A 26,061-nucleotide genomic window follows, 5' to 3' on the forward strand; every position below is an offset into this window, starting at 1 on the left:
GTAAGAATAAAGGTGTTTTAAATATATTTTAAATTTTGGTAAAAGATATAGTTTGTTGATAAATTTATAATACATATGATGTAAAATTATATTATAGAATTAAATATAATGGTATTAAATATATATTTTGTGTATTTTAGTAGAAGAAAGGAGATACCAAATTAATGAAACCTTGGGTAGCGAAGTTTATTGTTGGACTTCCAGATTTTATATTCAAACCTGTATCAAGATCAATTGTTAGAGGTTTAATAAAGAAACATGCAAATTTAACTATAGAAGGATTAGAAGATATTATGGGAACAGAAGGACCTATAATATTTATAGGAAACCATTTAAGTAATGCTGATGGGTTACTTGCTTATTATATATTAGAAGAGCATTTTGATCCTTATTTTATTGCTGGAGAGAAATTAGACGGTGATACTATGACAAGCATAGGAATGAGACTTGTTAAAAATGTAAAGATTAAGCCTAATTCAGCAGATAAAGAAGCACTTAAAAGTATAATAAGCAAAGCTAAAGATGGTAATAATATAGTTATATTCCCAGAGGGGACAAGAAGTAGAACCGGGCAGATGATAGAAGCTAAAAAAGGAATAACTTTAATAGCAAGAATGAGTAAGGCTAAGGTTATACCATTTGCTATAGTAGGAAGTGAAAATCTTATGCCTATTAATAAAGATGGGAATATGGGTGCAGAGAAATTCTGTGATGCTGATGTTACCATTAAATTTGGGAAGCCTGTAGAAGTACCTAAAAGGGAAAAAGATGAAGATAGAGGGGCTTATGAGGAAAAAGTATTAACTACTTATATGAAGTCTATAGCAAATATGCTACCAGAAGAATATAGAGGTTACTACAAATAAACTAAAGAAAAGGAGCCAATGTAATGAGAGCAAAAACTAAGAGAGTTTTAGAAGAATTGAAAAAGGAATATCCTGATGCAAAATGTGAGTTAAATTATGAAACACCATTTCAACTTTTAGTAGCTACTATTATGTCAGCTCAAACAACAGATGTTAAGGTTAATGAAATAACAGATACTCTTTTTGTTGATTATCCTGATTTAGAGAGTTTTTCTCAAATCTCTCAAGAGGAATTAGAAAATAGAATTAGAACTATAGGGCTTTATAGAAATAAAGCTAAAAATCTTTTAATGATGTGTAAGCAATTAAAGGAAAATTTTGGTGGAGAAGTGCCACAAACTATGGAAGGTATAAGTTCACTTGCTGGAGCAGGAAGAAAAACAGCTAATGTTGTTCTTTCCAATGCTTTTGGCGTACCATCTATAGCAGTTGATACCCATGTTTTTAGGGTATCAAATAGAATTGGACTTGCAAATGCAGATAATGTTTTGGATACGGAAATGCAACTTCAAAAGGAGCTTCCTAAAAAGGAATGGTCATTAACTCACCATTTATTAATATTTCATGGAAGAAGATGTTGTGTTGCTAGAAAACCAAAGTGTTCTTTATGTGTCATAAATAAAGACTGTAATTATTATAAAGAAATTTTAAAAAGTGAAAAATAATATAGTAAAATAGTAAATTAGAAGCTCTTCATTTCTAAGCAATTGCTGCAGAGGAAATGTTGGAGCTTTTTTTCTTTAGGTGAGTAGTTTAAAATAAAGGAATTTCACTTCATATAGTTTACAAAAAGTTTATTCACTTTGGTTTTACAATAAATAGAACAAAAGGTATAATTAAGTTGAAATACGTGAAAATGATGCTATATGGAGGATGAGGGGGCTATGTTAAGGAGAAAGAGGTTACTATATGCATTTGTAATGTGCACTTGCATGTTAGGTTTTGTTGGTTGCGAAAATAACGAGAATATTTCAATGGAACAGAAAAAAAATAATACTTTAATAGTTGATAATAGTAATTTAGAGGATTTAGAAGAAAAAGTAGAAGAGAATAGAATAAAAGAAGTAATAAAAAGTGAATATAACGATATTGCAAAATTGGTTAATAAAGAGTTTAGTTTAGAAAAGGGGTACAAGCCACATGATTTGGTAGTTCCTAATGTTAGACTATATTGTTCAGCCAATGAGGAACGAAGTCATCTTAGATACGAAGCAGCTGAAGCTTTAGAGGAAATGTTTAAGGCGGCAGATAGTGAAGGTATAGAACTTTATTTAGTAAGTGCATTTAGATCTAGTGGTTATCAAGAAGGATTATATAACAATTCTTTAGCAAGAAAAGGACAAGAATATACAGATAGATATATAGCTAAGCCTAATCATAGTGAACATCAAACAGGGTTAGTGGCAGATATATCAACTAGAGGAATGAATTTTGAATTAGAACCTCATTTTAGGCATACTGAAGAGGGAAAATGGCTAGCTAATAATGCTCATAAATATGGATTTATACTTAGATATAAAGAAGGGAGGGAGGATGATACAGGCTATTCTTATGAACCATGGCATTTTAGATATGTAGGAAAGGAATTAAGTGAGTACATATATAAAAATGATTTAGTATTAGAAGATTTATATAAGTAATAAAATTAAGATAATTTAAAAGAAAAATTACATATAACAGGGGGGCTGTATCAATCAGCCCCCTAATTTATATTACTTTTATAAACGTAGACTTAATTCAGGTGGAGTTTTGACTCCATCTGAATGCTTAGTCGCAGTTATCTAGAAGCGTGAGGCTGTTTATCTCCTACTTATAGAAGATAGGAGTATTACAGCCTCTAGCTGTCAGATAAATATATTTATTTCATGACTAGTGCTTGGAATAGTCTAATCTATAGAGTTTAATTTTTAATTTTAGATATAGATTTTTTATTATTATATAAAAATATTATTAAGGAACTGATTATTACTAATAAGTAACCAATTATTGATAGGAAACCAGGTATTTCAGTCCAAATTAGAAAGCCTATTAGTGTTGTAAAAATAATTTGGCTATAAGAAAATATTGAAATTTCTTTAGCAGGTGCATATTTATAGGCTGTTGTTAATGAAAATTGTGCTATTGATGCAAAAACTCCAGCTAGAAGTAGATAAATTATATCTAAGATACTAGGTAATACAAAATCAAATATCATAAATGGTATAGTACTTAAAACTGATATGAAGGAAAACATAAATACAATAGTATATGATTTTTCCCTTGTACTTAAATATCTTACACAGGTATAAGCACCACCAGCGAAGATAGCAGAAGAAATCCCAATTAGAGATGCAAGTAGGGTCTTTGTTAATCCTGATGTTGGTCTTACAATAAATATAACTCCTATAAATGCTGTTAATAAAGAGATTATATGAATGAGTTTTATTTTTTCTTTTAAGAATAAGTATGAAAATATTATAACGAAAAATGGACTTAATTGGTTAAGTATTGTTGCATTAGGTAAAATAAGATTATCTATGGCATAGAAATTTGCCCAAATTCCTAAAGTTCCTAGAATAGACCTTAGTAGCAACATAGATCTATTTTCTTTTTTTCCAAAATAAGATGAATTATTTTTCACTATTAAGTAAAAAGCAACTATTAAGCTCACTATATTTCTAAAAAAGGATTTTTCAAAGGGTGGTAAATTGCCAGAGAGCTTAACTAGTGTAGACATAATAGCAAAGGATAAAGCTGATGTTATTATTAATAATATTGCTTTTGTTTTATTATTCATATTTTTAATTGCCTTTTCAAAAATGATTTTTGTAATAATTATATTTTCTTTTTTAGAAAATATTTAATTTAAGAAAAGACAAATTTGCACTTCCTTTCTAAATAAATTTAATTATTGCTTTAAGTACAAGCTATAGTATAGAAGAAAATTAAAAAAAATACAAATTAGGAAAAGTTAAGATAAAAAAATAAGGCAAAATAATGAAAGATATTGGAAAAGTTGTAAATTTAAATATAATTTTATAATAAATAATAAATAAATTGAGAAAAAAATAAAAAAAAGGTAAAAATTTACTTAGAAGGTCTATGAAGATTGAAATATGAATGGTATAATATTTTAATAAAAGTAATTTTATGGGATTATATCTAGGGTTGGGGGTAATCATGGAGAAAAAGGGGAAAAGCTTGTTATCTAATGTAAATAGTATTTATATAGTATTAGGAAATATATTATTATTTCTATTTTTAATGGGATTAATAAATGTAGGAAGAGTTTTCATCATAATGGATTTATCCGAATTAAGTTTATCTTTAATTAGATTTGTCATAATGATTTTTTCTATAATAGCTCTTGTAATATTAATAGCCCAATATTTGGTTGAAAGAATGGAAGCAGTTTATGTGGCTACATTATTTTATTTTAGTTTTACAATTGAAATGATATTAAGGTTTGTATTAGCTCTTGATAGTAAAGAATTAGCAATAGATTATCAATTTCATATTACTATGATATTTAGGCAAATACTTTTTTTAATATTATTAATATGCATATACAAATACAAAAGGGACTTTTCTAAAAAAATATGGGTTATAGGTCCTCTTTATACTTTAATTACTTTTATTATGATAGGCGTTGATATTGCTTATTCTAAAATAAATGTAGTTCCAATAAGTGCTTTTTATAATCTGTCATTATTTATCGATTCATTAAGTGTTATTTTTATTTTAATAATGCTCTATAAGTCTAAGGATATATTATATTTTTTTATCTCCTTAAGTCTAATGTTATCAATAGTATCAAGTGTGTATAATCTTTATTTTTTTAAATTAGGTACTAAAGATTTTATTTATAGTAATTCTGTATTACAATTTAGAATATGTCTATTTTCATTTATATTACTTTTAATAGGAGCTATATTAAAAGGTTATGAAATATTGAGAAATGATTCTCAAATAGAGAAAAATACAGAAGATAAAATAAATTTTATAGAAGATAATATTAAAGAAATGATTTTAATTTTAGATGAGGATTTAAAAATTAATCATGTTAATAATTCTTTAAAAAAGATATTAGGATATGAAAGAGAGGATATATTAGGAAAAGATATATCTAAAATATTAGTAAAGAAAAAAAGAAAAAGATATAGAGAACAAATATTAAATCATGATAAAGAAAATTTTGAGAAAATATTTGATTTTTTAGATAGTAATAATAATATTGTTAAAGGTGAAGTTTGGATAAATAAATTTAAGGATTATAATGGACTAGCTATCTTTGTAAATCCTTTATATAAAGAGAATGAACTGAGTAAACTAAAGGGAGAACTTGAGGAAATAAGAGAATTAGAGGAAAGTCAAAAAGAATTTTATTCTGATTTATCCCATGAATTAAGAACACCAGTAAATATAATGTATTCATCTATACAACTTTTAGAAATGAAGAAAAATGAAAAGAATAATGATGAGTTTTTAAAGTATTATAACAAATACGGGAAGGCAATGATGCAAAATTCTCTTATTATGTTGAAACTCATAAATAATCTTATAGATACAAATAAACTAGATTCTGGTTTTATAAGATGTAATTTTAACAATTATGATATAGTATCTATTATTGAAAATGTAACTATGCTTTCAATACCTTACTTAGAAGAAAAGGGGATAAATCTTATTTTTGATACAGAGGTTGAAGAGCATTTTATTAAGTGTGATCCAGATAAAATAGAAAGAATCATGTTAAATTTATTATCAAATGCAGCGAAGTACACAAAAAAAGGTGGAACTATAAATGTAGATTTATTATTTGATGATTTATTTGTTAGGATAATAGTTAAGGATTCAGGGGTAGGAATACCAGATAATATGAAAAAGGAGATATTTAAAAAATTTGAGCAAGTACAAAATAGAAAAGAGAAAAAACTAGGTAGCGGAATAGGATTAGCTTTAGTTAAGTCTTTAGTTGAAATCCATGGAGGAACTATAGATGTAGAAAGTCAATTAGGAAAAGGGAGTACATTTACAGTGACCTTACCAAATAAAGTTGATGCAGAAGGAGAAGAATGTAGGACTCTAAATTATGATAGCCAAAGCAAAAATAATTTATCCATAGAATTTTCAGATTTATAAGTATAATTAGTAACAAAATTAGAATTTATATTATAAATTAACCTAGAGATATGTAATATTTTTTATTTATTTGAGCATAATATATAGATATTTAAAAGAACGAATAAATAAGATGTGGCATAAATAATATTGTTCTAGGAGGGATAAATATGAGAATCGGAGTTATGATGGGAGGAATATCTTCAGAAAGAGATATATCTTTGGAAAGCGGAAAAAATATAATAAATAACTTGGATAAATCTCAGTATACAATTGTGCCTATAGAAATAAATGAAAAGAAAGATGTTATAGAAAAAGTTAAGGATGTAGATTTTGTATTTTTAGCTTTACATGGACAATTTGGAGAAGATGGGTCTGTTCAAGCTATATTAGACTCTTTGGAAATTCCCTACTCAGGATGTGGTTTTTTAAGTAGCTGTATATGTATGGATAAAGATATAACTAAAAAGATATTAGCAATGGAAAAAATTAATACAGCTAAGTGGAGTATTGTGAGAGATATTGATAATATTGATTATGACACTATTAAAAATATAGGATATCCAGTTTTCGTGAAACCTAATAGTGGTGGCTCTTCTGTTGCAACAACCTTAGTAGAAAAGGAAGAAAACCTTAAAAAAGCTGTAGAGTTAGCCTTAAAATATGATAAGGAAGTACTCATTGAGGAATATATTGAAGGGGAAGAAATAACTTGCCCTGTTTTCAATAATAAAATATTCCCTATTTTAACTATAAAACCTACAGGAGAATTTTTTGATAAGGAATCAAAATATAAAGAAGGAGGAGCAGTCGAAACATTAGCAAATTACGATAAGGAGACAACAAGGAAAATTGAAGAAACTGCTCTTAAAACCTATAAAGCATTAAAGTGTACTGTATATGCAAGGGTAGATATGATATTAAAAGATGGTGTTCCTTATGTTTTAGAAGTTAACACTTTACCAGGTATGACGAAAAGTAGTTTAGTTCCTAAAAGTGCAGCAGCTATGAATATAAGCTATAGTGAACTTTTAGATTTTATTATAGAATTGTCCTTAAAAAAATAAAGAAATAATGTAACATATAAGAAGTTATAAAATAAATTAATAATAGAATAATTTATTTTTATAGGTGATTATTAATGCAAGCATCAAATCCTTTAAGTACATTTGGTCCTGATATAAACCAATATACTAAATCCGTGGATTTTGAAAGACTTAAAAAAAATTCAGATTTTATATATTTAAGAGCATCAGGTTCTGGGAGTGGTAACTTCATTGTTGATGAACATTTTTTAGACTATGCTAAAAGTTGTAGAAGTTACAATATATTAAGTGGTGCATATCATTATGCTAAACCATCAACAGATATATCTACAGCAGCAAGTCAGTGTGATGATTTTATAGAAACCTTATATAAAGGCTATGGAGAAGGTGATTGTGGAGATTTATATCCGGCCTTGGATGTAGAAGAACCACTTGATAAATCACTGACAACAACACAACTTATAAATTGGATTGAGGCTTTTAGTAATAGGTTTTTTAAGAAGACTAAAAGAAAATTAATGTTATATACAGGATACTTTTTTATTCAAATGTATGATAACTTTAATGTTCCCGGAAGAGGATATCCCTTAAAAAATATGCCTCTTTGGATAGCTTTATATCCAGATATACCTGGTAATCCCAAAATACCACCTAATATAGGGGGATGGACAAGTTGGATGCTTTGGCAATTTACTCAAAACGGTACATTGCAGGGCATAGGAAATCCAGTAGATTTAAATTGGGGACCTATTGATATAATAGATTTAAAACCACCTGGAAATGTTAATTGTTTTAATGCACGTCTAAAGCAAAATCAAATATATACTTCATGGTGTTCAGTGCCAGGAAACAACATATGGGGGTATAATCTCTTTGTTAATTCTAATTATGCAGGAACAGTTCCGGAAAAAGCCAGAAATTATGTTATAAATAAATCTAACTTTTATTTACCACCTGGAAAGCCAATAGTAGTTACTATTGAAGCTTTTGATAAATTTGGAGGAGTTTCTCTAAAAAGATCTGCTGTTACAATAGATAATTAATAGATTATGTAAAATTTGAATAAAGTAATAATTTTGCACGATATTTACATTTAATGTAAATATCGTATTTTATTTAAAGGAAAATTTGTTATAATATTGGTAAAGTAATAACTTTATTCATAGTAATTACTTTGATGGAATAATATAAATATTGTATTGGTTTTATTAATTTTAGAAAGGGGTAGTATATGGGGGATTCACCTAAACATGGTTCGACTAAAAGTAAAGAAAAAAATAAAATCCATTTATATCTATCAATTGGAATTATAGGTATTATTTTAGGAGGCGTAGGAGCATATTTTTATTCAGCTAATAATTTAGCTAAGAAGTGGGAGAATAAAATATATCCTAATATTAATGTAAATGGAGTAGATATAGGTGGAAAAACAAAGGATGAGGCTATAAAACTTTTAAACGAGAGTATACCAGGAAAGGTAAAAGAAAAAAAAATAATATTAAAAGCAAATGGTGAGGAAATAACAATAAGCTATGATAAAATTAATCCTAAACTAGATGTGGAAAGTGCAGTAAATAAAGCTTTTTCCTATGGAAAAGATGAAAATTTATTATCTAAAAATAAGTTAATAAAAAAAGGAGTTAATAGCTCTATAGATTTAAAATTAACTTATGATAATAAAGTTGTGGAACAGTATAAAAAAGAATTTAATGACAAGGTTAATAAAGAATATAAAAATGCAACTATTTCCATAAATAATGGAAGTGTTTCAGTAATACCAGAGGAAAAGGGAACAAAGGTTTCTAAGAAATCTTTAGATAAAATTATAGGAGAAAATATTAATAGTAATTTAAATGAAATGATTGTTTCTAAAGATGTAGACGTTGAAGTTGCTGAACCAACTATAACAGGTAAGATGCTTTTAAAAATAAATGGAAAAATAGGTACTTCAACTACAAATTTTAATGCTGGAGATTGGCAAAGAACTACTAATTTAAGGATTGCCACAAAGCATATTAATGGAACTATATTAATGCCTGGAGAAACTTTCAGTTATAATGATGTCGTAGGTGAAAGATTAGCATCAAGAGGATTTATGAATGGTGCTGGCTTTATGGGAAATAAAGTTATTCCAACTATTGGTGGTGGTGTGTGTCAAATATCAACAACACTTTATCAAGCAGTAAGTAATGCTGGAATACTTCCAGTGGAAAGACATCCACATAGTATGTTAACTACTTATACTAGACCAAGTGAAGATGCTGCTGTAGCTTGGGAAGTTTTAGATTATAAATTTAAAAATACTTATGATTTTCCTATATATATAGAAGGATATTTAAGTGGAAGCTCAGTAACTTTTAATATTTATGGGAATAAAGAAGGTTTAGGTGGGAAAACATATAAATTAGTAGGTGTAACAACAGGCAGTGGTGGTTCTGTTGCAGCTAGGTCTAGTGGATATTTAGTAACTTACGAAAATGGTGTTGAAGTTGATAGAAAATTAATAGCTAATGATGTATATCGAAATAAAGGATGATAGGTATAGAAATAAAACAAAAAATTAGTTAAAATATAAAAGGTTTTAGAAGAATATTAAATTTCTTTTAAAACCTTTTTATAATAGAGAAAACAAATAGAAATTTAATAGAAAAATGGAATTATTTTATGTATAATCGTATATATAGATTTTTATATGATTTAATAAAAATTTAGTTCAATTGTTTTTGAATTTCATGGAAATTTTATTTCATAACTAGTGTCTGGAATACTCTAATTTTTATAAGTTGGAGAGAAATAGATACTTATTACTAGATGATTTCTACTAGAATTCAGCTAAAGTAAAAATTTTATTTGAATTAAGTATTAGTTTATCTTTCATTAAGATAGCTTACTAATAATCTAGGAGATAAAAATAAATTTAAGTATAGTGGGTGAAAGCTTATGAATTATAAAATGGTCTGTATAGATATGGACGGAACACTTTTGAATTCCCAAAAAAAGCTTTCGGAAATTAACAAAATAGCATTAAAGAAAGCTTATGATAAAGGAGTACATATAATAATATGTACTGGCAGAAATACTAATAGTGCAAGATATTTTTCACATTTAATAGGTATTAAATCTGCTGCCATAGCTAATAATGGTGCCATAGTGTTAGATGAAGATGGTGAAGTGTTATTATTTAAAGAAACCTTAAATAAAGAACAATGTATTAAACTTTTAGAAGTAGGAAAGAAATTTAAGGCAACTCCTAATTTTCATGGATTAGGGAAAATATATTTAGATTCAAAACTTAGAAAAATAGTAAATGATTTATTCTTTAATAGAAAAGTTCCAGAAACTTTTAAAATAAAAAATATTTATTATAAATCTGGTTCTAAATTTTGGAATGAACTTTTTAGTAATGAATCTGAATCTTTTGGGAAATGTATATTTACAGAAAGGCGAAGTAAATTAGCTTTAATAGAAAAAGAAATTATTAATGGTGATTTTGAAATAACCTATTCAGGAAAGCACTGTTTAGAAATAAACAACAAGGGAGTAAATAAAGGTAGGGCAGTAAAGCTTTTAGCAGAACATTACAATATAAAAAAAGAAGAAATAATATGCATTGGTGATAATGGAAATGATATTTCTATGATAGAATATGCAGGTTTAGGTGTTGCCATGGCTAATGGAACAGAGGCTGTAAAAGCTATAGCAGATTATATTACAGAAAGTAATGATAATAATGGAGTAGCAAAAGTTGTTGAAAAGTTCATTCTTAATAAGGAATAATTTAATAAGAATGGATAAAGAACCTTTTAATTAGTTATTGTTTACATATAACTTGGTAAATACCTTGCTTTTTTTCCTTATAAATAATATTATAGAATAAGTGTAGTTAGATGTAGAGTATACAATATAAGTAGAGACTTTTACTAAAATAAAGGGCTTTTAAATTTTTAACTACAATTTTATTTTAGTATTGAATTTAAAGAGTAAATTGAAAATATATTTATTTTTAGACTTAGGAGGAAAAAATGGCTAATCTTAATATAGTTTTATATCAACCAGAAATACCACAAAATACAGGAAATATAGGAAGAACTTGTGTCTTAACAAATTCTAAATTACATCTAATAAAACCTTTAGGGTTTAGTTTAGATGAAAAACAAGTTAGAAGATCAGGTCTTGATTATTGGAAACACTTAGACTTAGAAGTGCATGAAAGTTATGAGGATTTTATGAAGAAATATGGGGATGAAAGAATATTTTTAGCCTCAACTCATGCAGATGGGTTTTATAGTGAAGCTGAATTTCAAGAAGGAGATTTTATAATGTTTGGAAAGGAATCAGCAGGGGTTCCAGAGGACGTTCATAATGCATTAATGGGAATAAGAATACCAATGATAGATACTTCAGATAGAAGCTTAAATCTATCTAATACTGTATCTATAGTAGCTTATGAAGCCTTAAGGCAAATAGGATTTCCACATATGAAATAGTTTGGGGGAGAAAAATTAATGGAAAAAATTAAAATAATTACAGATAGTACTTGCGATTTGCCTAGAGAAATTATAGAAAAGTATGATATAGATGTTATGCCAGTTTTAATAAACTTTGGTGAGGATAGTTACTTAGAAGGAACTGAAATAACAAGAGATGAAATGATGGAAAGAATAAATAGGGAAAATGTTCTTCCAACAACAGCTCAAATAACACCAATAAGATTTGAAGAGCATTACAGAAAATATATAGAACAAGGTTATAAAGTAGTTGCTATCCATATGTCTTCAATGATGAGTGGAACATATAATTCAGCTTTAATAGCTAAAGAAGAATTTAGTGATGAAGATATAGTTGTAATTGACAGCCTAAGAATAACTAGTGCCCTTGGTATGGTAGTTTACAAGGCAGCTAGAATGGCTAAAAGTGGAAGTGGGATTAAAGAAATTGAAAAAGAGCTTTTAATTTATAGAAATCAAATAAAGAGTTCTTTAGTATTTGCTAGTTTAGATAATTTAGTTAGAGGTGGAAGGCTATCAAAGGGAAAAGCGATGATAGTTGGAGCTTTAGGGATAAAACTTATGCTAGACATGGATGAGGGTGAGATGAATGTCAGCGGTAAGGTAAGAGGAATAAAAAAGGCAGTTAAAGAAATAATTAAAAAATTAGAATCAACTAATTTAAAAAAGGATGAACCAATAGTATTAATTGATTACGAAGGTGAAGGAATATATGAACCTTTAAAAGAATATTTAGATGCAAGAGGTCTAGAATATATTGAAACAACTACAGGATGTGCTGTAGCAATCCATTCAGGACCTAATGCTGGAGGTTTATTCTTTGTAGAAGAATATTAATCTAATTGCAGATAAAAGTTAATAAATAGGGAGATTTAACTTAAGTGTAATTAATAGTTGGACAAGATTACTCCAATTATATAGTTAATTTAAAATTAGGTTTAATTTAAAAAGAGGATGTATCTGTAATTTGATACATTCTCTTTGCATTTTATCTAGCTATATAGGTTTAATCATTTGTGACTACTCACTTACGTAAAGAAGATCGAATGTTTTTCTACGAGAGTTAAGTTTTAATTTAAAAAATTTTAATGGACAAAATAGATTTGCATATTATATCAAAGTTGGCTAAACTGTTATATTGAGGATAACAATGGTTATTTATCAATAACGGTTTATTTTTTTATACAAATTAAAGATTATTTTATATCTATAATAATCTTATTTTTGGGGGAATAGTATGAATTTTAAAAATATAATGATTCAAGGAACTGCATCATCAGTGGGAAAGAGTATTATAAATGCAGGTCTTTGTAGAATTTTAAGTGAAGATGGATTTAAGGTAGCACCTTTCAAATCTCAAAATATGAGTTTAAATTCCTATATAACAGAAGAAGGTTTGGAAATGGGAAGAGCACAAGTTGTACAAGCTGAAGCAGCAGGAATAAAGCCTATTGCTGCTATGAACCCTATTCTTTTAAAACCTACAGGAGAGAGAAAATGTCAAGTTATTTTCAATGGTGAAGTTTATGGAGATTTTAGTGCTGTTGAATATCAAAAAGAGAAGAAGAATTTAAAAAATAAGGTAAAGGAAATTTATAAAAGTTTAGATGAGAAATTTGATATTATTGTTCTAGAAGGAGCAGGAAGTCCTGCTGAGATAAACTTAAGAGAAGATGATTTAGTTAATATGGGAATGGCTGAACTTGTTGATTCTCCTGTCATTTTAGTGGGTGATATTGATAAAGGAGGAGTATTTGCATCTATTTATGGAACTATTAAGCTTTTAAGTGAGTGTGAGCAAAAAAGAATAAAGGGAGTTATTATTAATAAGTTTAGAGGAGATGTTGAAATTTTAAAACCAGGTCTTAAAATGCTTGAAGATTTAATAAATATACCAATTTTAGGAGTTGTGCCATATACTAAATTAAAAATAGATGATGAAGATAGTACATCTATAGAGAACTTTAAAAAGGTAAAAAAATTAGAAAATGATATAGTTATAAAGATTATAAGACTTCCTTTTATGTCTAATTTTACTGATTTTAATGTTTTATTCTCTTTAGATAATGTAAATATATCTTATGTAAGTAATCCAGAAGAACTAGATGGTGCAGATTTAATTATTATCCCTGGATCTAAAAGCACTATAGAGGATTTAGTATTTTTAAAGGAAAGTGGATTTAATGAAAAATTATATGATTTAGAAGAAAAGGGATGCACAATATTTGGAATTTGTGGAGGGTTTCAAATATTAGGGCAAAAGCTTATAAATAATTTAAAGGTTGAAGGAGAAATAGAGGAAATAGAGGGGCTTGGACTTTTAAATATAGTAACTGAATTTAAAGAAGAAAAAGTTAGAACGCAAGTTAAAGCTAAAATTAAAGGAGACAAAGGATTTCTAAATAAATGTGATGGAATAGTTGTTGAAGGATATGAAATTCATATGGGAGTAACTAAAGAAGTTATGGAAGGGACAAGTCCTTTTGTAGAAATTTATAATTCCTTAGGAAAAAATGACAAGAGAGTTGAAGGATATAGAAATAAGGATAAAAAGGTTTATGGAACTTATATTCATGGAATTTTTGATAGTTTAGAATTTACTAATAAGATATTAAATAATATAAGAAAAGAAAAATCCATAGAAGTCAATGAGAATAAGGAATACTTAAGTTTTAGTGAATTAAAAGAAAAGGAATATGCAAAGCTCTCTAATATATTAAGAGATAGTTTGGATATGGAGAAAATATATAAAATAATAAATGGAGAGGATGTAGAGAGAAATTATTAGTACAGTCATTGGATTTATATTGGACTTAATATTTGGAGACCCTTATTTTATGCCTCATCCTGTTAGGTTCATAGGGAATTTAATTAGAAGAACAGAAAAGTTTTTAAGAAAACAAGAGGAAAATAAATTATTATTTTTTTTAAAGGATAAAGAGAAGAGACAAAGAGTTTTAGGTTTCATTCTTTGGGGAATAACTGTAGGAACTACGTTTTTAGTAGTTTTAGGTATAAATTATTTAGCATACAAAATAAATAAAATATTATTTGTTCTAGTTAATATATATTTTTTATATTCAGCTTTAGCTTCTAAGTGCTTAGCCTTTGAGGGAAATAAGATATACAAATCCTTAGAGGAAAATGATTTAGAAAAATCAAGATTAAATCTTTCTTATATAGTAGGAAGAGAAACTAAATATCTTAATGAAAAACAAATAATAAAAGCAACAGTTGAAACTATTGCGGAAAATACTGTTGATGGAATAACATCACCACTATTTTATGCATTTATAGGAAGCTTTTTTGGCATAGCGGCACCTTTAGCTTATGCCTATAAAGCGGTGAATACCTTAGATTCAATGGTTGGATACAAAAATGAGAAGTATGAAAATTATGGTTTTGCATCAGCGAAGATAGATGATATAGCTAACTATATTCCAGCTAGAATAACAGGAATAATAATGACTATATCTGCATTTTTACTTGGTCTAGACTTTAAAAATTCATTTAAAACTCTAATAAGAGATAGAAGAAATCATAAAAGTCCTAACTGTGCATATTCAGAAGCACCAGTAGCTGGAGCTTTAGGTTTACAGTTAGGAGGAACCCATGTGTATTTTGGGAAGGAAGTTTATAAGCCAACTATAGGAGAGAAGATAAAAGAACCAGAAAATAAAGATATAAAATTAACCATAAAAATAATGTACACAACAGCAATTATAGTACTAATTGCATTAGTTATAATTAAAGGAGGAGCACATTATGTTTAGCAACAAAAGTCTAAGTCATGGAGGTAATTTACTTTTTGCTTCTAAGGAATTTAATAGAGATGAATTTTTAGATTTTTCTTCAAATATAAATCCAATGGGAGTTCCAGAAGAGTTTAAAAAATTAATTATTAATAATATTGAGAAGTTATCATCTTATCCTAATATAGATTATATTGAACTTAAAAAAGATATAGCTAATTATATAGGTGTTGAAGAAAGATTTATATTGCCAACCAATGGAGCAACAGAAGCTATTTATTTAATTTTACAAAATTTAAAATTTAAAAAAGTACTTATGCCAGTTCCAAGTTTTTCTGAATATGATAATGCTTGTAGAAATTTTGATATTGATGTGGAATATTATTTTACTAAGGAAGAAGAGGATTTTAAGATTAATATTGATGAATTAAAAGAAATCATTTCTGATGGTGAGGTAGATTCTGTATTTCTATGTAATCCAAATAATCCAACATCTCAATTAATTAATAGAAATGACTTGCTTAATTTATTAAAGTTTGCTATGGATGAAGATGTTTTTATTTTAATAGATGAATCCTTTATTGATTTAATAAAAGATGAAGAGGATTATACAATGAGAGGTTATATTGAAGAATTTAGCAATTTAATAATAATTCAATCATTTACTAAATTTTTTGCTGTTCCTGGAATAAGAATTGGTTTTCTTATGGGAGATCCTGCTTTATTGGAAGTGATGTTTAATGAAAAGATGCCTTGGTCTATAAATTATTTTGCAAGTTTAATAGGATGTATATTGGACAAGAATAGTAACTATGTGAAAAAGACTAAAACATGGATAAATGAAGAAGTTCTATGGTTTTATAATGAACTTAAAAAATTTAAAAGAATAAAAGTGTTTAAGCCAAATACTAATTTTATATTAATAAAATTGGAAGATAAGAATTTAACTTCTCATGAACTTAGAAAAAGTTTAGGAAAAGAGGGAATTTTAATTAGAGATTGTTCTAATTTTAAAGGGTTAAATGAGAAGTTTATTAGAGTTGCTATAAAGGATAGAGAGAAAAATAAAAAATTATTAGAAAAACTTAAAATATTCATCTGATAGCTAGAGGCTGTAATACTCCTATCTTCTATAAGTAGGAGATAAACAGCCTCACGCTTCTAGATAACTGCGACTAAGCATTCAGATGGAGTCAAAACTCCACCTGAATTAAGTCTACGTTTATAAGATAATAATATTAATTTTGATTATAAGGGAGAGAAGTTTAAATGATTCTTGTTACAGGTGGAGCTAGAAGTGGAAAAAGTTCTTTTGCTGAAAATTATGTTAAAAAAATAAGTACTTTAGATGAAGTTTTATATATTGCAACAGCAATAGCTTTTGATGAGGGAATGAAAAATAGAATAAAAAAGCATAGGGAAGGTAGACCGAAGGAATGGGAAACCTTAGAAAGATATAAGGATTTTGCTTGCTTTAAAGATAATAATATTTATAAAAATAAAAAAGTTATATTATTAGATTGTATGACTTTGCTTATAAGCAATTTACTTTTAGAGTATAAAGGAGATTTTGATAAGATATCAGAAGAAGAAATAGATAAACTAGAGGAATATATTGACCAGGAGGTTTCAAATTTTTTAGAGGTATTTAGTGATAAGAAAATAGTAATAGTAACAAATGAAGTTGGTATGGGACTTGTGCCTGCTTATAAATTGGGCAGTATTTTTAGGGATATAGCTGGAAGAATGAATCAAAAAATAGCAAAGAGAGCTGATGAGGTTTATTTTTTAGTTTCAGGTATTCCTATGAAGGTAAAGTAATATTTAAAGAAAAGGGTGCTTTATGAAAGAATTTAGAATGATACTTAGTTTTTTTACTAGAATACCAGTAGGGAATTTAGAATTCAAAGAGGGACTTTTTGAAAAATCTTTTAAGTGGACTACTGCAGTTGGTTTAGTTATTGGGCTGATTTTAGGTGGTGTAGACTACCTTCTAAGAGGGAAAAGTACTTTAATTACAGGTTTTATATTAATGCTAGCTTATATAATAATAACTGGAGCACTTCATTTAGATGGACTTTCTGATAGTTGTGATGGGCTTTTTAGTGGAAGATCTAAGGAAAGAGTCCTTGAGATAATGAAAGATAGTAGAGTTGGAGCCTTTGGAGTATTATCATTAATAATAATTATTATTGGTTATGTAATATTTTTAGGTCAAGCAAATTTATTAATGGTAATAACTTTTCCAATAGTAGGGAAGACTGCTTTACATATAGCTAGTAAAAGCTCTTACTATTGTAAGGAGGCCGGAATGGGAAAAGCTTTTGTAGAAAATGGAGGAACAAAAGCTTGTATAGTGGTAGCAACAATAGTGAATTGTGCCTTATTTTTATTAGAAGCTTATAAAGGAGAATATTCAATTATAATTGCTGTAATAATAACTTATATAATAGCATATTGGATTATAAAAAAAATAGAAAAAAAGATAGATGGAATATCAGGAGATATACTTGGTTTTATTGCTGAAATATCACAATTAATATTTTTAATAATAGGAGTAATATTGTTTTAGCTTAGGTTTAAAGAAGTGGAGGGTTTTTTATGAGAGTTATTCTTTTAAGACATACAGAGAGTGAAGCTAACTTAAAAAGGGTTTATGGAGGGCGTAGAGATTTTAAGTTAACTGAAAAGGGAATTAAACAAATTGAAGATTTAGTTGAGACTTTAAATAATAGTTATGAGATTTCAACTTTAAATAATGTAAGAATTTATTCTAGTCCTCTTAGTAGATGTAAAGATTTTGGAGAGGCCATAGCAAAAACTATTAATAAAGAACTTCTCTGTGATAAGCGTTTAGAGGAATTTGATTTTGGTATCTTTGAGGGATATGCCTATGAGGAGTTAAGTAATAATGAGTTTTATAGATTATGGTGTGAAGATTACTTTAATTATGAAATTCCAAAGGGGGAGAGCCTTAAATTATTTAGAAAGAGAGTTGAAAGTTTTATAAAAGAAGTTCTTGAAAAAAATTTTAGGGATGATTTAGTGATTGTGGCTCATGAGGGTGTAATTAAAGTTGTTTTATTATATATTCTTAAATTACCTATAGAGAATTTTTGGAGTTTTTATTGTGGGAATGGTTCTGTTGTTGAACTGATTTATGAAAATAATTTTGGTTATATAAAAAGTTTATATAACAACTAAATAGAATTTATCTTAAAAAACTAGTAAGTAGATTGAATTAAATCTACTTACTAGTTTTTTTATTTTTAAGATGGAGAGAAAATTTATTTGATAGCTAGAGACTGTAATATTTAAATCATCTATAAATTAGTGGTAATAGGTATAAATCTCTAGTTGAAGAATATGCAAGAAGTTATAATACATATTGCAAAACTGAGAAGTTTTATATAGTGAGAGTATAGAGAAATTTATATTTTAAATCTACAGAAAGTTGTGAAAACGTTATTTTAAAGTCTTTATATAAAAGACTTTTGTATTCCATACAAAGACTTTATTAAAAAATTATTCAAAATTTCTTTACTTTTTCATATAAATATTATAAAATATACACATAGACATGAAAAAAAGAAAAAATAATGAATGAATACATAAAAAGAAAAATCATTTTTAGAAAAAATAGTAAAGAAAGAAAAATAATAAAGTATAGTTATTATATTCTAAAAAATGCAGGAATATTAGTATATTAATTCATTATTTAAAAGCAAAAGATTAAGCTTCTAGAGAGAATATAAAAAATATAAGTTTTAAATAAATCTATCTAGAAAAATCGTAGTATTTATATCTGAATTATATGAATTTAGATATATTGCAGAAAACGTTATAAGATAAACAAAGGAGGACAATATGGGAAACTCGAAAAATAAATTTAAAATATCCTTTTTAAGCTTTGTATCCATGATATTTTTAACAGTATATGGATTAGCTAATGGACAACAAGTATTCTATCAGATGGGATATGCCTCTATAACCTATCTTATATTTGGAGCGATATTCTTTTTTTTACCTTATGGATTTATGGTTGCTGAAATGAGTTCAGCGTTTAAGGATAAAAATGGTGGTATATTCTCTTGGATGAAAGAAGCTGTAGGAGAGAGATTTAGTATTGTAGGAACTTTCATTTGGTATGGATCTTACGTTGTTATGTGGTTTGGTGCTTCAGCTATATGTATACAATTATCAGTTGCTATTTTTGGTAAAGATACAACAGCAAATTGGCATGTACTTGGATTAACATCACCTCAGGTTTTAGCAATAATAGGTGCTATTTATATGATTATAGTAGGTCTTTTATCTACAAGAGGAATAAAAAGAATGACTGTTTTATCAAACATTTCTATAGTAACAGTTATTATTTCACATATACTTATATTAGGTGCAGGTTTAGTAGTATTTGCTTTATCAGGATTCCATTTTGCACAAGGATTTGATTTTACTAAATTTAGTTCATATTTTTATGGGCCAAATCCAAGTTATGCTTCTGTACTTCCAGCTATAGGATTTATGGTTTTCGCTGTATTTGTTTATGGTGGACTTGAAAATAGTGCTGGTCTTGTTGATAAGGTAGACAACCCTAAAAAGAATGTACCTAAGGCTATATTAGTTTCAACTATAGCTATAACAGTATTGTATATACTAATAGTTTTAATAACAGGTATGGTATGTAATTGGAAAGCAACTTTTGGATCAGGAAATGCTAATCTTCAAAATTTAACTATATTCATAACTCAACAAGAGTTTTATAGATTGGGAACATTAATAGGAATGGATCCATCTCACGCTGTGCTTTTAGGGCAATGGATAAATAGAATATTAAATATTCTTACTCTTATTGGATTAACTTCAGTACCTTTAAGAATATATAGTCCTATAAAACATATGTTTGAAGGAATGCCAAAAGGAATGCTTCCAGATAAAATATTAAAGGTAAATAAACATGGTGTTGCAGGAAATGCTGTAGCAATCCAAACAGTAATAGTAGTATTCTTTGTATTACTTTTAGGATTTGGTGGTGGTTCAGTATCACAAGTGTTTAACAAAATGACACTTATGGTTTCAGTTGCTTCTACAGTTCCAATTTCCTTTATAATATATGCTTACATTAAATTTAAAAGAAATGCAGCTATAAAGAAAGAATACCAATTCTTTAGTAAGAAGACAGGTGTAATAGTTGGAATAGTATGTTTTGCAGTAATAACATTTACTAATATATTCTCAATTATAGAACCGGCCCTTGACGGAAATGTATCAAATAGTTTATGGGTAGCTTTAGGTCCAGTAATGTTTGGTGCTGCAGGAATCTATTTAGACATTAGATATAGAAAAAGATTAAAAGAAGGTAAAATAATAGTAAATGAACCTTCAGAAGAATTAGAAACAAGTAATATAAATTAATAAAATATAATTAAAGTTAGAAGTAGTTTTTTAATTACTTCTAACTTTTTTGTATGAGAATTTTCATGTTATAAGAAAAAAAGTATGCATTTATTTAATTTTATGATTTTAAAAATTCATATTTAAGTCTAAAATGGTTTTTTATAATTAAAAAATGAATAAAAATGAGTTCATATAATTTAATTGTGAACAAGTTTAAAAAATAAAATATGTATAAATATTCAAATATAGGCTTAAAAGTTGTTTAAAATGAATAAATATACACAATATATGTGTTTATATGAAGAACATGTGTATTTTTATTAAAGTGAATTATTAAAATCATTAAAAAAAACTTTACATTCATTAGTTATTAATATAGAATATAAGGTGTAAGTTTAAAAAAATATATATAAAAAATTAAAAAATAAATAAATAATAAAAGATAAGGTTAAAAAAAGTTAAAATGCATAAACATTCATAAATTTTAATTTTAATAATGGAGGGAGGTACTCTTAAATAAGTATATTTTATCTGATGACTAGTGTCTGTAGTACTTCAATCTTTTATAAGTTGGAGATAAACAAACACAGCCCTCTAGATAGGGCCACTAAATTTAGATAAAGTCAAAGTTTTATCTGAATTAGGTTTTAGTTTATATAGCATTTAAGAGGAGTAGTTTGGAAAAAACAAAGGAAAAAACAAAGGACGACAAGAAATATAAAATATCCTTCTTGAGCTTTATGTCCATGATCTTTATAACAGTATATGGTATTGCTAATGCTCAACAAGTATATTATCAAATGGGATATGCATCAATAACATATTTAATAATTGCTGCAATATTTTTCTTTATACCTTATTGTTTTATAGTTGCAGAAATGAGTTCTGCTTTTAAAGACAAGCATGGCGGTATATTTTCTTGGATGACAGAATCAGTAGGTGAAAAATTTGGTCTTGTAGGAACAATGATTTGGTATGGATCATTTGTTGTTATGTGGTTTTCAGCATCTACAATTTGTGTACAAATATCAGTTGCTATTTTTGGTAGAGATACAACAGCTAATTGGCATATGTTTGGTTTAACATCACCTGAGATACTAGCTTTAATAGGAGCTGTATATATGATAATAGCAGCTTATGTTTCAACTAGAGGGATTAAGAGAATGACTTTCTTGTCAAACATAGCAATAGTTACAGTAATTATTGTTCATTTATTTGTATTAGGTGGTGGAATAATAGTATTACTTTTACAAGGATTCCATCCACAACAAGGTTTTAACTTTACCCATCTTAGTTCATATTTCTATGGACCGAATCCTGAATATTCAACATTCTTACCAGCACTTGGATTCCTAGTATTTACCTTCTTTGCTTATGGAGGAATGGAAAATATAAGTGGAATGGTTGATAAGGTAGAAAACTCAAAGAAGAATGTTCCAAGAGCTATAATTCTATCATCTATAGGTATAACTGTTTTATACATAGTAGTTGTTTTAATATCAGGTGTAACATGTAACTGGGAAAAAACTTTTGGAAGTCCACAAGTAAACCTAGCTAACTATTCAATATACTTAACTCAACAAGAGTTTTATAGATTGGGTACATTAATAGGAATGGATCCTTATCATGCTTTATTATTAGGACAATGGGTAAATAGAATTATATCAATAATGGCATTAATATTTGTTACTTCAATTCCTTTAAGAATATATACTCCTATAAAGCATATGTTCGAAGGAATGCCAAAAGGTATGGTTCCAGATAAAATGTTAAAAATAAATAAGCATGGTGTTTCAGGAAATGCTATAATATTCCAAACAATAGTAGTAGTATTTTTCGTTCTATTATTAGGTTTTGGTGGAGGATCTGTTTCATCATTATTTAATAAATTAACATTAATGACTTTCGTTGCAGGAAGTGTTCCATATGTATTTATAGTTTTTGCTTACATTAAGTTTAAAGCAAATGATAATATTAAGAAGGAATATCAATTCTTTAATAAAAAGATAGGTATCGTTGTTGCAAGTATATGTTTCATTGTCTTAGCATTTACAAATATCTATGCAATAATAGAACCAACTCTAATGGGAAATCCATCTAATAGTTTATGGATAGGTGGAGGACCAGTATTATTTGCTGTTTTAGCAATTTTACTTGATATTAGATATAGAAGAAGAATAAAAAAAGGTCTAATAAAACTAGATAAAGAATAAGTAATTTTTAAGTGGTTTGTACAAGGTGATGTACAAGCCGCTTTTTTGTGCTGATAAACAAACACAGTTTCTTAAACAGCTTCTCTAAAATTTAATTAAACAAAATTCTATTTAAATAAGTTTCAGTATATAAACATATATTTAAGAATATAGTGAAAGTAAAGGATTAAATTAGAAGTTAATCTAAGAGAAATACAGTATTATAAAGCTTAATTACAAAATAAGAAATATTTAGACAAATAGAAATAAATTTTAACAAAAACTTGTATATTCCTGTAATTTGTTAGATAATTTATTTATAGGTATAATTTGTACACTGAACAGATGGAATTTAAAATTAAGTTTAAATGGGGTAGTAGTATGGAGATGAATTTTAATTTGACCATGTCTCAAGAACAAAAACTTGTGATGACTCAGCAGATGCAACAATCAATAAAGCTTTTACAAATGTCAAGTTATGATTTAAGAGGATATATAGAAAAAGAGTATGCTGAAAATCCAGTTTTAGAGGCTAATTTTAATGATGTGGATAATGAAGAAAAAAAAGAGCAAGATAGAATTGACTATAAGGAACTTATAAAATATTTAGAATTTGATAATTATGGTTCCCAAAGTTATGGAGATTATGACGATGAAGTATCTCCATTTACTTTTATAAGTAAAGAAAAATCCTTGAAAGATTTTTTAGAAGAACAATTAATAGAACTAAATTTAACTGATAGGGAAAGAATTTTAAGTAAATATATTATTGAAAGCCTAAATGAAAAAGGGTATTTAGATATATCTTTAGAAGAGATTCAAAGAGAGTTAAATGAAGATATAGAGGAATTGGAGATAGCGCTGCAAATAGTCCAAGGTCTTGAACCTATAGGTATAGGAGCAAGGGATTTAAGAGAATGTTTGTTAATCCAATTAAGAAAAAAAAGATTACTTAATAATATAACAGAAGGAATGGTAATAAATAACCTAGAGGATATAGCTAATAATAAATATCAAGTTATAGCTAAAAGTTATAAGATTACAACAAAGGAAGCTCAAGAGTATGGTGATCTTATAAAGAAACTTGAACCTAAACCAGCAAGAGGTTTTTATACTGGTGACGATGTTAGGTTTATAATACCTGACGCTGAAATAAAGAATATAGATGGAGAATTCTTTATAATAATGAATAACAAGGTAATACCTACTATTTCAATAAACCCAATTTATAATACTATATTAAATGAAAAAGATAAGGATGCAAAAGAGTATGTAAAGGAAAAAATGGGGAAAGCTATGTTCTTAATAAAGAGTATAGAATTAAGAAAGAGTACTTTATATAAGGTCTTAGAAGAAGTTTTGAAAGTACAAAGAGGATTTTTTGAATGTGGAAAAAAAGAATTAAGACCTATGACTTTAAAACAAGTAGCTGATGCAATTGGAATGCATGAATCTACAGTATCGAGAGCAATAAGAGAAAAGTATATATTAACCTCTTTTGGAACTATAAAAATAAAGGATTTATTTGCAACAGGAGTTCATAAAGGTAACTCTAATACGGAAGATGAGGATGTAACAGTTTCTAAAATGAAAAAAGAAATTGAAGAAATAATAAAAGAAGAAAATAAATCAAAGCCTTTATCAGATCAAGCTATAGCAGATATTCTTAAAGAAAAGTCTTATAAAATATCTAGAAGAACAGTTGCTAAGTATAGAGAAGAAATGGGTATTGGTGCATCAAGTAAAAGGAAAAGGTTTTAATAATGAAAAAGGAGAAAAATGAAATTTTATTTCATTTTTCTCCTTTTGTAGTTAATTACAAATACATAAGATTAAATTTAAATTAGAAGGTATAAGTTGTATAGCAGTAAGTTTCAACTAATTTTTTGTATAAAATAAAGTAGAAAAAGACATATTATTTATAGTAACAAAAAAGTTCAAAAAGTCTTTGAAATGCCTTAAAAGTAGACTTCAGAAAAAAAAGCAGTGAATTTCAAATTAAATTAAGGAAAAAATTAAAAAAATTACTTTAAAAATTTTAAAAAATAGTTTATAATAAGTTTGTGGGACATTAAAGTTGCAAGTGGGACCTTAAAAGACCAAAGGAGCTGTTGATGTTGCAAGATATAATAAAATTACAGAAAAAAATAATACCGGAATTAGTGGAGTTATTAGAGAAGAGATATTTAATTCTAAGAACTATAAGCTATAATCAACCTGTAGGAAGAAGAGTTCTTGCTAATAAAGTTGATTTAGGTGAAAGAATAGTTAGGACGGAAATAAACTTCTTAAAGAACCAAGGGCTTATTGAAATTAATACCCCAGGTATGACAGTCACTGAGGAAGGTGAAAATATCTTAGATAGCTTAAAAGACTTCATTCATGAAGTGAAGGGATTATCAAAGGTAGAAGTAGAAATTAAAAAAATACTTAATATTAAGGAAGTTATAGTTATTCCGGGAAGTGTAGAAGAAGATAAAAATATTTTACAGGATCTTGGAAAAGCAGCATCACAATACACTAAAAAAATAATAAAAAGTGGTGATATTGTAGCTATAACAGGAGGCAGTACAGTAAAAGAAGTTGTTGATTCTTTTCCAAAGCTTCAAAACTTACATGATGTTTTAGTAGTTCCAGCAAGAGGTGGTATGGGGAAAAAAGTAGAAACTCAAGCCAATACATTATGCGCAACATTAGCTCAAAAGCTTAATGGAAGTTACAAAATGCTTCATATACCAGAAAATATAAGTTCAGAACTTATGCAAAGTTTATTTAATCAAAGTGATATAAAAGAAGTATTCGATTTGATTAGAAAAGCAAACTTATTAATTTATGGTATTGGTAGAGCCGATAAAATGGTTTTAAAAAGAGGTATAAGTGATGAAAAGCAAAAGGAACTTATAGAATTAGGAGCAATAGGAGAAGCAGTTGGTTGCTACTTCGATAAAAATTCTAATGTTGTATCTATAAGTTCAGCACCAGGAATAAGTATAAAAGAACTTTCAGAAGCGCGAGAACATATTGCTGTTGCTGGTGGAAAAGGTAAAGTGGAAGCAATAATTTCTGCTTTATATAACAACAATAAGGCGGTTTTAGTAACAGATGAAGCTGCTGCTGAAGAAATAATTAAAAATATGAAACATTAAATTTGCATTAAAATATTTTTTAATATTTTATAAATATAAACTTTATTTTTTGGA

21 protein-coding genes are annotated in these 26,061 nt (G+C 27.3%); 20 read left to right on the forward strand and 1 reads right to left on the reverse strand.

Going from position 1 to position 26,061, the window contains the following annotated elements; translation table 11 throughout:
• Positions 1–164 precede the first annotated feature (164 nt).
• From ARA19_RS07755 to ARA19_RS07765, 3 genes are all read left to right on the forward strand, one after another.
• Positions 165–866, forward strand: a complete 702-nt coding sequence (locus ARA19_RS07755) for a lysophospholipid acyltransferase family protein (protein WP_055070408.1) — start codon at positions 165–167, stop codon at positions 864–866.
• 23 nt (positions 867–889) lie between these two features.
• Complete coding sequence (nth, locus tag ARA19_RS07760) at positions 890–1,531, forward strand: endonuclease III (protein WP_055070409.1); 642 nt, start codon at positions 890–892, stop codon at positions 1,529–1,531.
• Positions 1,532–1,750: 219 nt separating this feature from the next.
• Positions 1,751–2,506 carry a M15 family metallopeptidase gene (locus ARA19_RS07765; RefSeq protein ID WP_197276577.1) on the forward strand — a complete coding sequence of 252 codons (756 nt, stop codon included), beginning with the start codon at positions 1,751–1,753 and terminating at the stop codon, positions 2,504–2,506.
• Positions 2,507–2,766: 260 nt separating this feature from the next.
• Here ARA19_RS07765 and ARA19_RS07770 read toward each other — a convergent pair whose 3' ends face one another.
• Positions 2,767–3,642 carry a DMT family transporter gene (locus ARA19_RS07770; RefSeq protein WP_055070410.1) on the reverse strand — a complete coding sequence of 292 codons (876 nt, stop codon included), beginning with the start codon at positions 3,640–3,642 and terminating at the stop codon, positions 2,767–2,769.
• Between the two features lie 383 nt (positions 3,643–4,025).
• On the opposite strand from ARA19_RS07770, the gene ARA19_RS07775 reads away from it, so the two are divergent.
• The 17 genes from ARA19_RS07775 to ARA19_RS07855 all read left to right on the forward strand — a co-directional run bounded on the left by ARA19_RS07775 (position 4,026) and on the right by ARA19_RS07855 (position 26,007).
• Positions 4,026–5,987, forward strand: coding sequence for a sensor histidine kinase (locus ARA19_RS07775; protein ID WP_055070411.1), 1,962 nt, complete (start codon positions 4,026–4,028; stop codon positions 5,985–5,987).
• A 149-nt stretch (positions 5,988–6,136) separates the two neighbouring features.
• Positions 6,137–7,033 (forward strand): D-alanine--D-alanine ligase, encoded by an 897-nt coding sequence (locus ARA19_RS07780; protein WP_055070412.1) that lies wholly within the window; start codon positions 6,137–6,139, stop codon positions 7,031–7,033.
• A gap of 74 nt (positions 7,034–7,107) precedes the next feature.
• A complete protein-coding gene (locus ARA19_RS07785; RefSeq protein ID WP_055070413.1) occupies positions 7,108–8,055 on the forward strand; it encodes a glycoside hydrolase family 25 protein in 948 nt (315 codons plus the stop codon).
• Positions 8,056–8,243: 188 nt separating this feature from the next.
• The gene (locus ARA19_RS07790) at positions 8,244–9,548 is read left to right on the forward strand and encodes a VanW family protein (protein ID WP_055070414.1); all 1,305 of its coding nucleotides are present in this window, start codon (positions 8,244–8,246) and stop codon (positions 9,546–9,548) included.
• Positions 9,549–9,952: 404 nt separating this feature from the next.
• Positions 9,953–10,789 carry a Cof-type HAD-IIB family hydrolase gene (locus tag ARA19_RS07795; protein WP_055070415.1) on the forward strand — a complete coding sequence of 279 codons (837 nt, stop codon included), beginning with the start codon at positions 9,953–9,955 and terminating at the stop codon, positions 10,787–10,789.
• A gap of 245 nt (positions 10,790–11,034) precedes the next feature.
• Positions 11,035–11,499, forward strand: a complete 465-nt coding sequence (locus tag ARA19_RS07800; RefSeq protein ID WP_055070416.1) for a tRNA (cytidine(34)-2'-O)-methyltransferase — start codon at positions 11,035–11,037, stop codon at positions 11,497–11,499.
• 18 nt (positions 11,500–11,517) lie between these two features.
• Complete coding sequence (locus ARA19_RS07805; protein WP_055070417.1) at positions 11,518–12,357, forward strand: DegV family protein; 840 nt, start codon at positions 11,518–11,520, stop codon at positions 12,355–12,357.
• A 400-nt stretch (positions 12,358–12,757) separates the two neighbouring features.
• The gene (locus ARA19_RS07810) at positions 12,758–14,308 is read left to right on the forward strand and encodes a cobyric acid synthase (RefSeq protein ID WP_055070418.1); all 1,551 of its coding nucleotides are present in this window, start codon (positions 12,758–12,760) and stop codon (positions 14,306–14,308) included.
• Between the two features lie 7 nt (positions 14,309–14,315).
• Complete coding sequence (gene cbiB, locus ARA19_RS07815; protein WP_341382787.1) at positions 14,316–15,293, forward strand: adenosylcobinamide-phosphate synthase CbiB; 978 nt, start codon at positions 14,316–14,318, stop codon at positions 15,291–15,293.
• A complete protein-coding gene (gene cobD / locus ARA19_RS07820) occupies positions 15,286–16,374 on the forward strand; it encodes a threonine-phosphate decarboxylase CobD (RefSeq protein ID WP_055070420.1) in 1,089 nt (362 codons plus the stop codon). Before cbiB ends, cobD begins: the two co-directional genes overlap by 8 nt.
• Positions 16,375–16,541: 167 nt before the next feature.
• On the forward strand, positions 16,542–17,093 hold the full coding sequence (cobU, locus tag ARA19_RS07825; RefSeq protein ID WP_055070421.1) for a bifunctional adenosylcobinamide kinase/adenosylcobinamide-phosphate guanylyltransferase: 552 nt from the start codon (positions 16,542–16,544) through the stop codon (positions 17,091–17,093).
• 22 nt (positions 17,094–17,115) lie between these two features.
• A complete protein-coding gene (gene cobS / locus ARA19_RS07830; protein WP_055070422.1) occupies positions 17,116–17,844 on the forward strand; it encodes an adenosylcobinamide-GDP ribazoletransferase in 729 nt (242 codons plus the stop codon).
• Between the two features lie 29 nt (positions 17,845–17,873).
• Positions 17,874–18,476, forward strand: coding sequence for a histidine phosphatase family protein (locus ARA19_RS07835; protein WP_055070423.1), 603 nt, complete (start codon positions 17,874–17,876; stop codon positions 18,474–18,476).
• A gap of 663 nt (positions 18,477–19,139) precedes the next feature.
• Complete coding sequence (gene yjeM, locus ARA19_RS07840) at positions 19,140–20,687, forward strand: glutamate/gamma-aminobutyrate family transporter YjeM (protein WP_055070424.1); 1,548 nt, start codon at positions 19,140–19,142, stop codon at positions 20,685–20,687.
• 659 nt (positions 20,688–21,346) lie between these two features.
• Positions 21,347–22,882 carry a glutamate/gamma-aminobutyrate family transporter YjeM gene (gene yjeM / locus ARA19_RS07845; RefSeq protein WP_055070425.1) on the forward strand — a complete coding sequence of 512 codons (1,536 nt, stop codon included), beginning with the start codon at positions 21,347–21,349 and terminating at the stop codon, positions 22,880–22,882.
• A 360-nt stretch (positions 22,883–23,242) separates the two neighbouring features.
• Complete coding sequence (gene rpoN, locus ARA19_RS07850) at positions 23,243–24,622, forward strand: RNA polymerase factor sigma-54 (protein WP_055070426.1); 1,380 nt, start codon at positions 23,243–23,245, stop codon at positions 24,620–24,622.
• A gap of 353 nt (positions 24,623–24,975) precedes the next feature.
• The gene (locus ARA19_RS07855) at positions 24,976–26,007 is read left to right on the forward strand and encodes a sugar-binding transcriptional regulator (protein WP_197276578.1); all 1,032 of its coding nucleotides are present in this window, start codon (positions 24,976–24,978) and stop codon (positions 26,005–26,007) included.
• Positions 26,008–26,061 lie beyond the last annotated feature (54 nt).

The organism is Clostridium massiliamazoniense (genome assembly GCF_001403635.1).
In the GTDB taxonomy this organism is placed as follows: domain Bacteria; phylum Bacillota; class Clostridia; order Clostridiales; family Clostridiaceae; genus Sarcina; species Sarcina massiliamazoniense.

Bases quoted from the DNA above. Each gene is read 5' to 3' on its own strand.
- ARA19_RS07755 (WP_055070408.1), top strand. From the start codon at position 165: ATGAAACCTTGGGTAGCGAAGTTTATTGTTGGACTTCCAGATTTTATA.
- nth (WP_055070409.1), top strand. From the start codon at position 890: ATGAGAGCAAAAACTAAGAGAGTTTTAGAAGAATTGAAAAAGGAATAT.
- ARA19_RS07765 (WP_197276577.1), top strand. From the start codon at position 1,751: ATGTTAAGGAGAAAGAGGTTACTATATGCATTTGTAATGTGCACTTGC.
- ARA19_RS07770 (WP_055070410.1), bottom strand. From the start codon at position 3,642: ATGAATAATAAAACAAAAGCAATATTATTAATAATAACATCAGCTTTA.
- ARA19_RS07775 (WP_055070411.1), top strand. From the start codon at position 4,026: ATGGAGAAAAAGGGGAAAAGCTTGTTATCTAATGTAAATAGTATTTAT.
- ARA19_RS07780 (WP_055070412.1), top strand. From the start codon at position 6,137: ATGAGAATCGGAGTTATGATGGGAGGAATATCTTCAGAAAGAGATATA.
- ARA19_RS07785 (WP_055070413.1), top strand. From the start codon at position 7,108: ATGCAAGCATCAAATCCTTTAAGTACATTTGGTCCTGATATAAACCAA.
- ARA19_RS07790 (WP_055070414.1), top strand. From the start codon at position 8,244: ATGGGGGATTCACCTAAACATGGTTCGACTAAAAGTAAAGAAAAAAAT.
- ARA19_RS07795 (WP_055070415.1), top strand. From the start codon at position 9,953: ATGAATTATAAAATGGTCTGTATAGATATGGACGGAACACTTTTGAAT.
- ARA19_RS07800 (WP_055070416.1), top strand. From the start codon at position 11,035: ATGGCTAATCTTAATATAGTTTTATATCAACCAGAAATACCACAAAAT.
- ARA19_RS07805 (WP_055070417.1), top strand. From the start codon at position 11,518: ATGGAAAAAATTAAAATAATTACAGATAGTACTTGCGATTTGCCTAGA.
- ARA19_RS07810 (WP_055070418.1), top strand. From the start codon at position 12,758: ATGAATTTTAAAAATATAATGATTCAAGGAACTGCATCATCAGTGGGA.
- cobD (WP_055070420.1), top strand. From the start codon at position 15,286: ATGTTTAGCAACAAAAGTCTAAGTCATGGAGGTAATTTACTTTTTGCT.
- cobU (WP_055070421.1), top strand. From the start codon at position 16,542: ATGATTCTTGTTACAGGTGGAGCTAGAAGTGGAAAAAGTTCTTTTGCT.
- cobS (WP_055070422.1), top strand. From the start codon at position 17,116: ATGAAAGAATTTAGAATGATACTTAGTTTTTTTACTAGAATACCAGTA.
- ARA19_RS07835 (WP_055070423.1), top strand. From the start codon at position 17,874: ATGAGAGTTATTCTTTTAAGACATACAGAGAGTGAAGCTAACTTAAAA.
- yjeM (WP_055070424.1), top strand. From the start codon at position 19,140: ATGGGAAACTCGAAAAATAAATTTAAAATATCCTTTTTAAGCTTTGTA.
- rpoN (WP_055070426.1), top strand. From the start codon at position 23,243: ATGGAGATGAATTTTAATTTGACCATGTCTCAAGAACAAAAACTTGTG.
- ARA19_RS07855 (WP_197276578.1), top strand. From the start codon at position 24,976: ATGTTGCAAGATATAATAAAATTACAGAAAAAAATAATACCGGAATTA.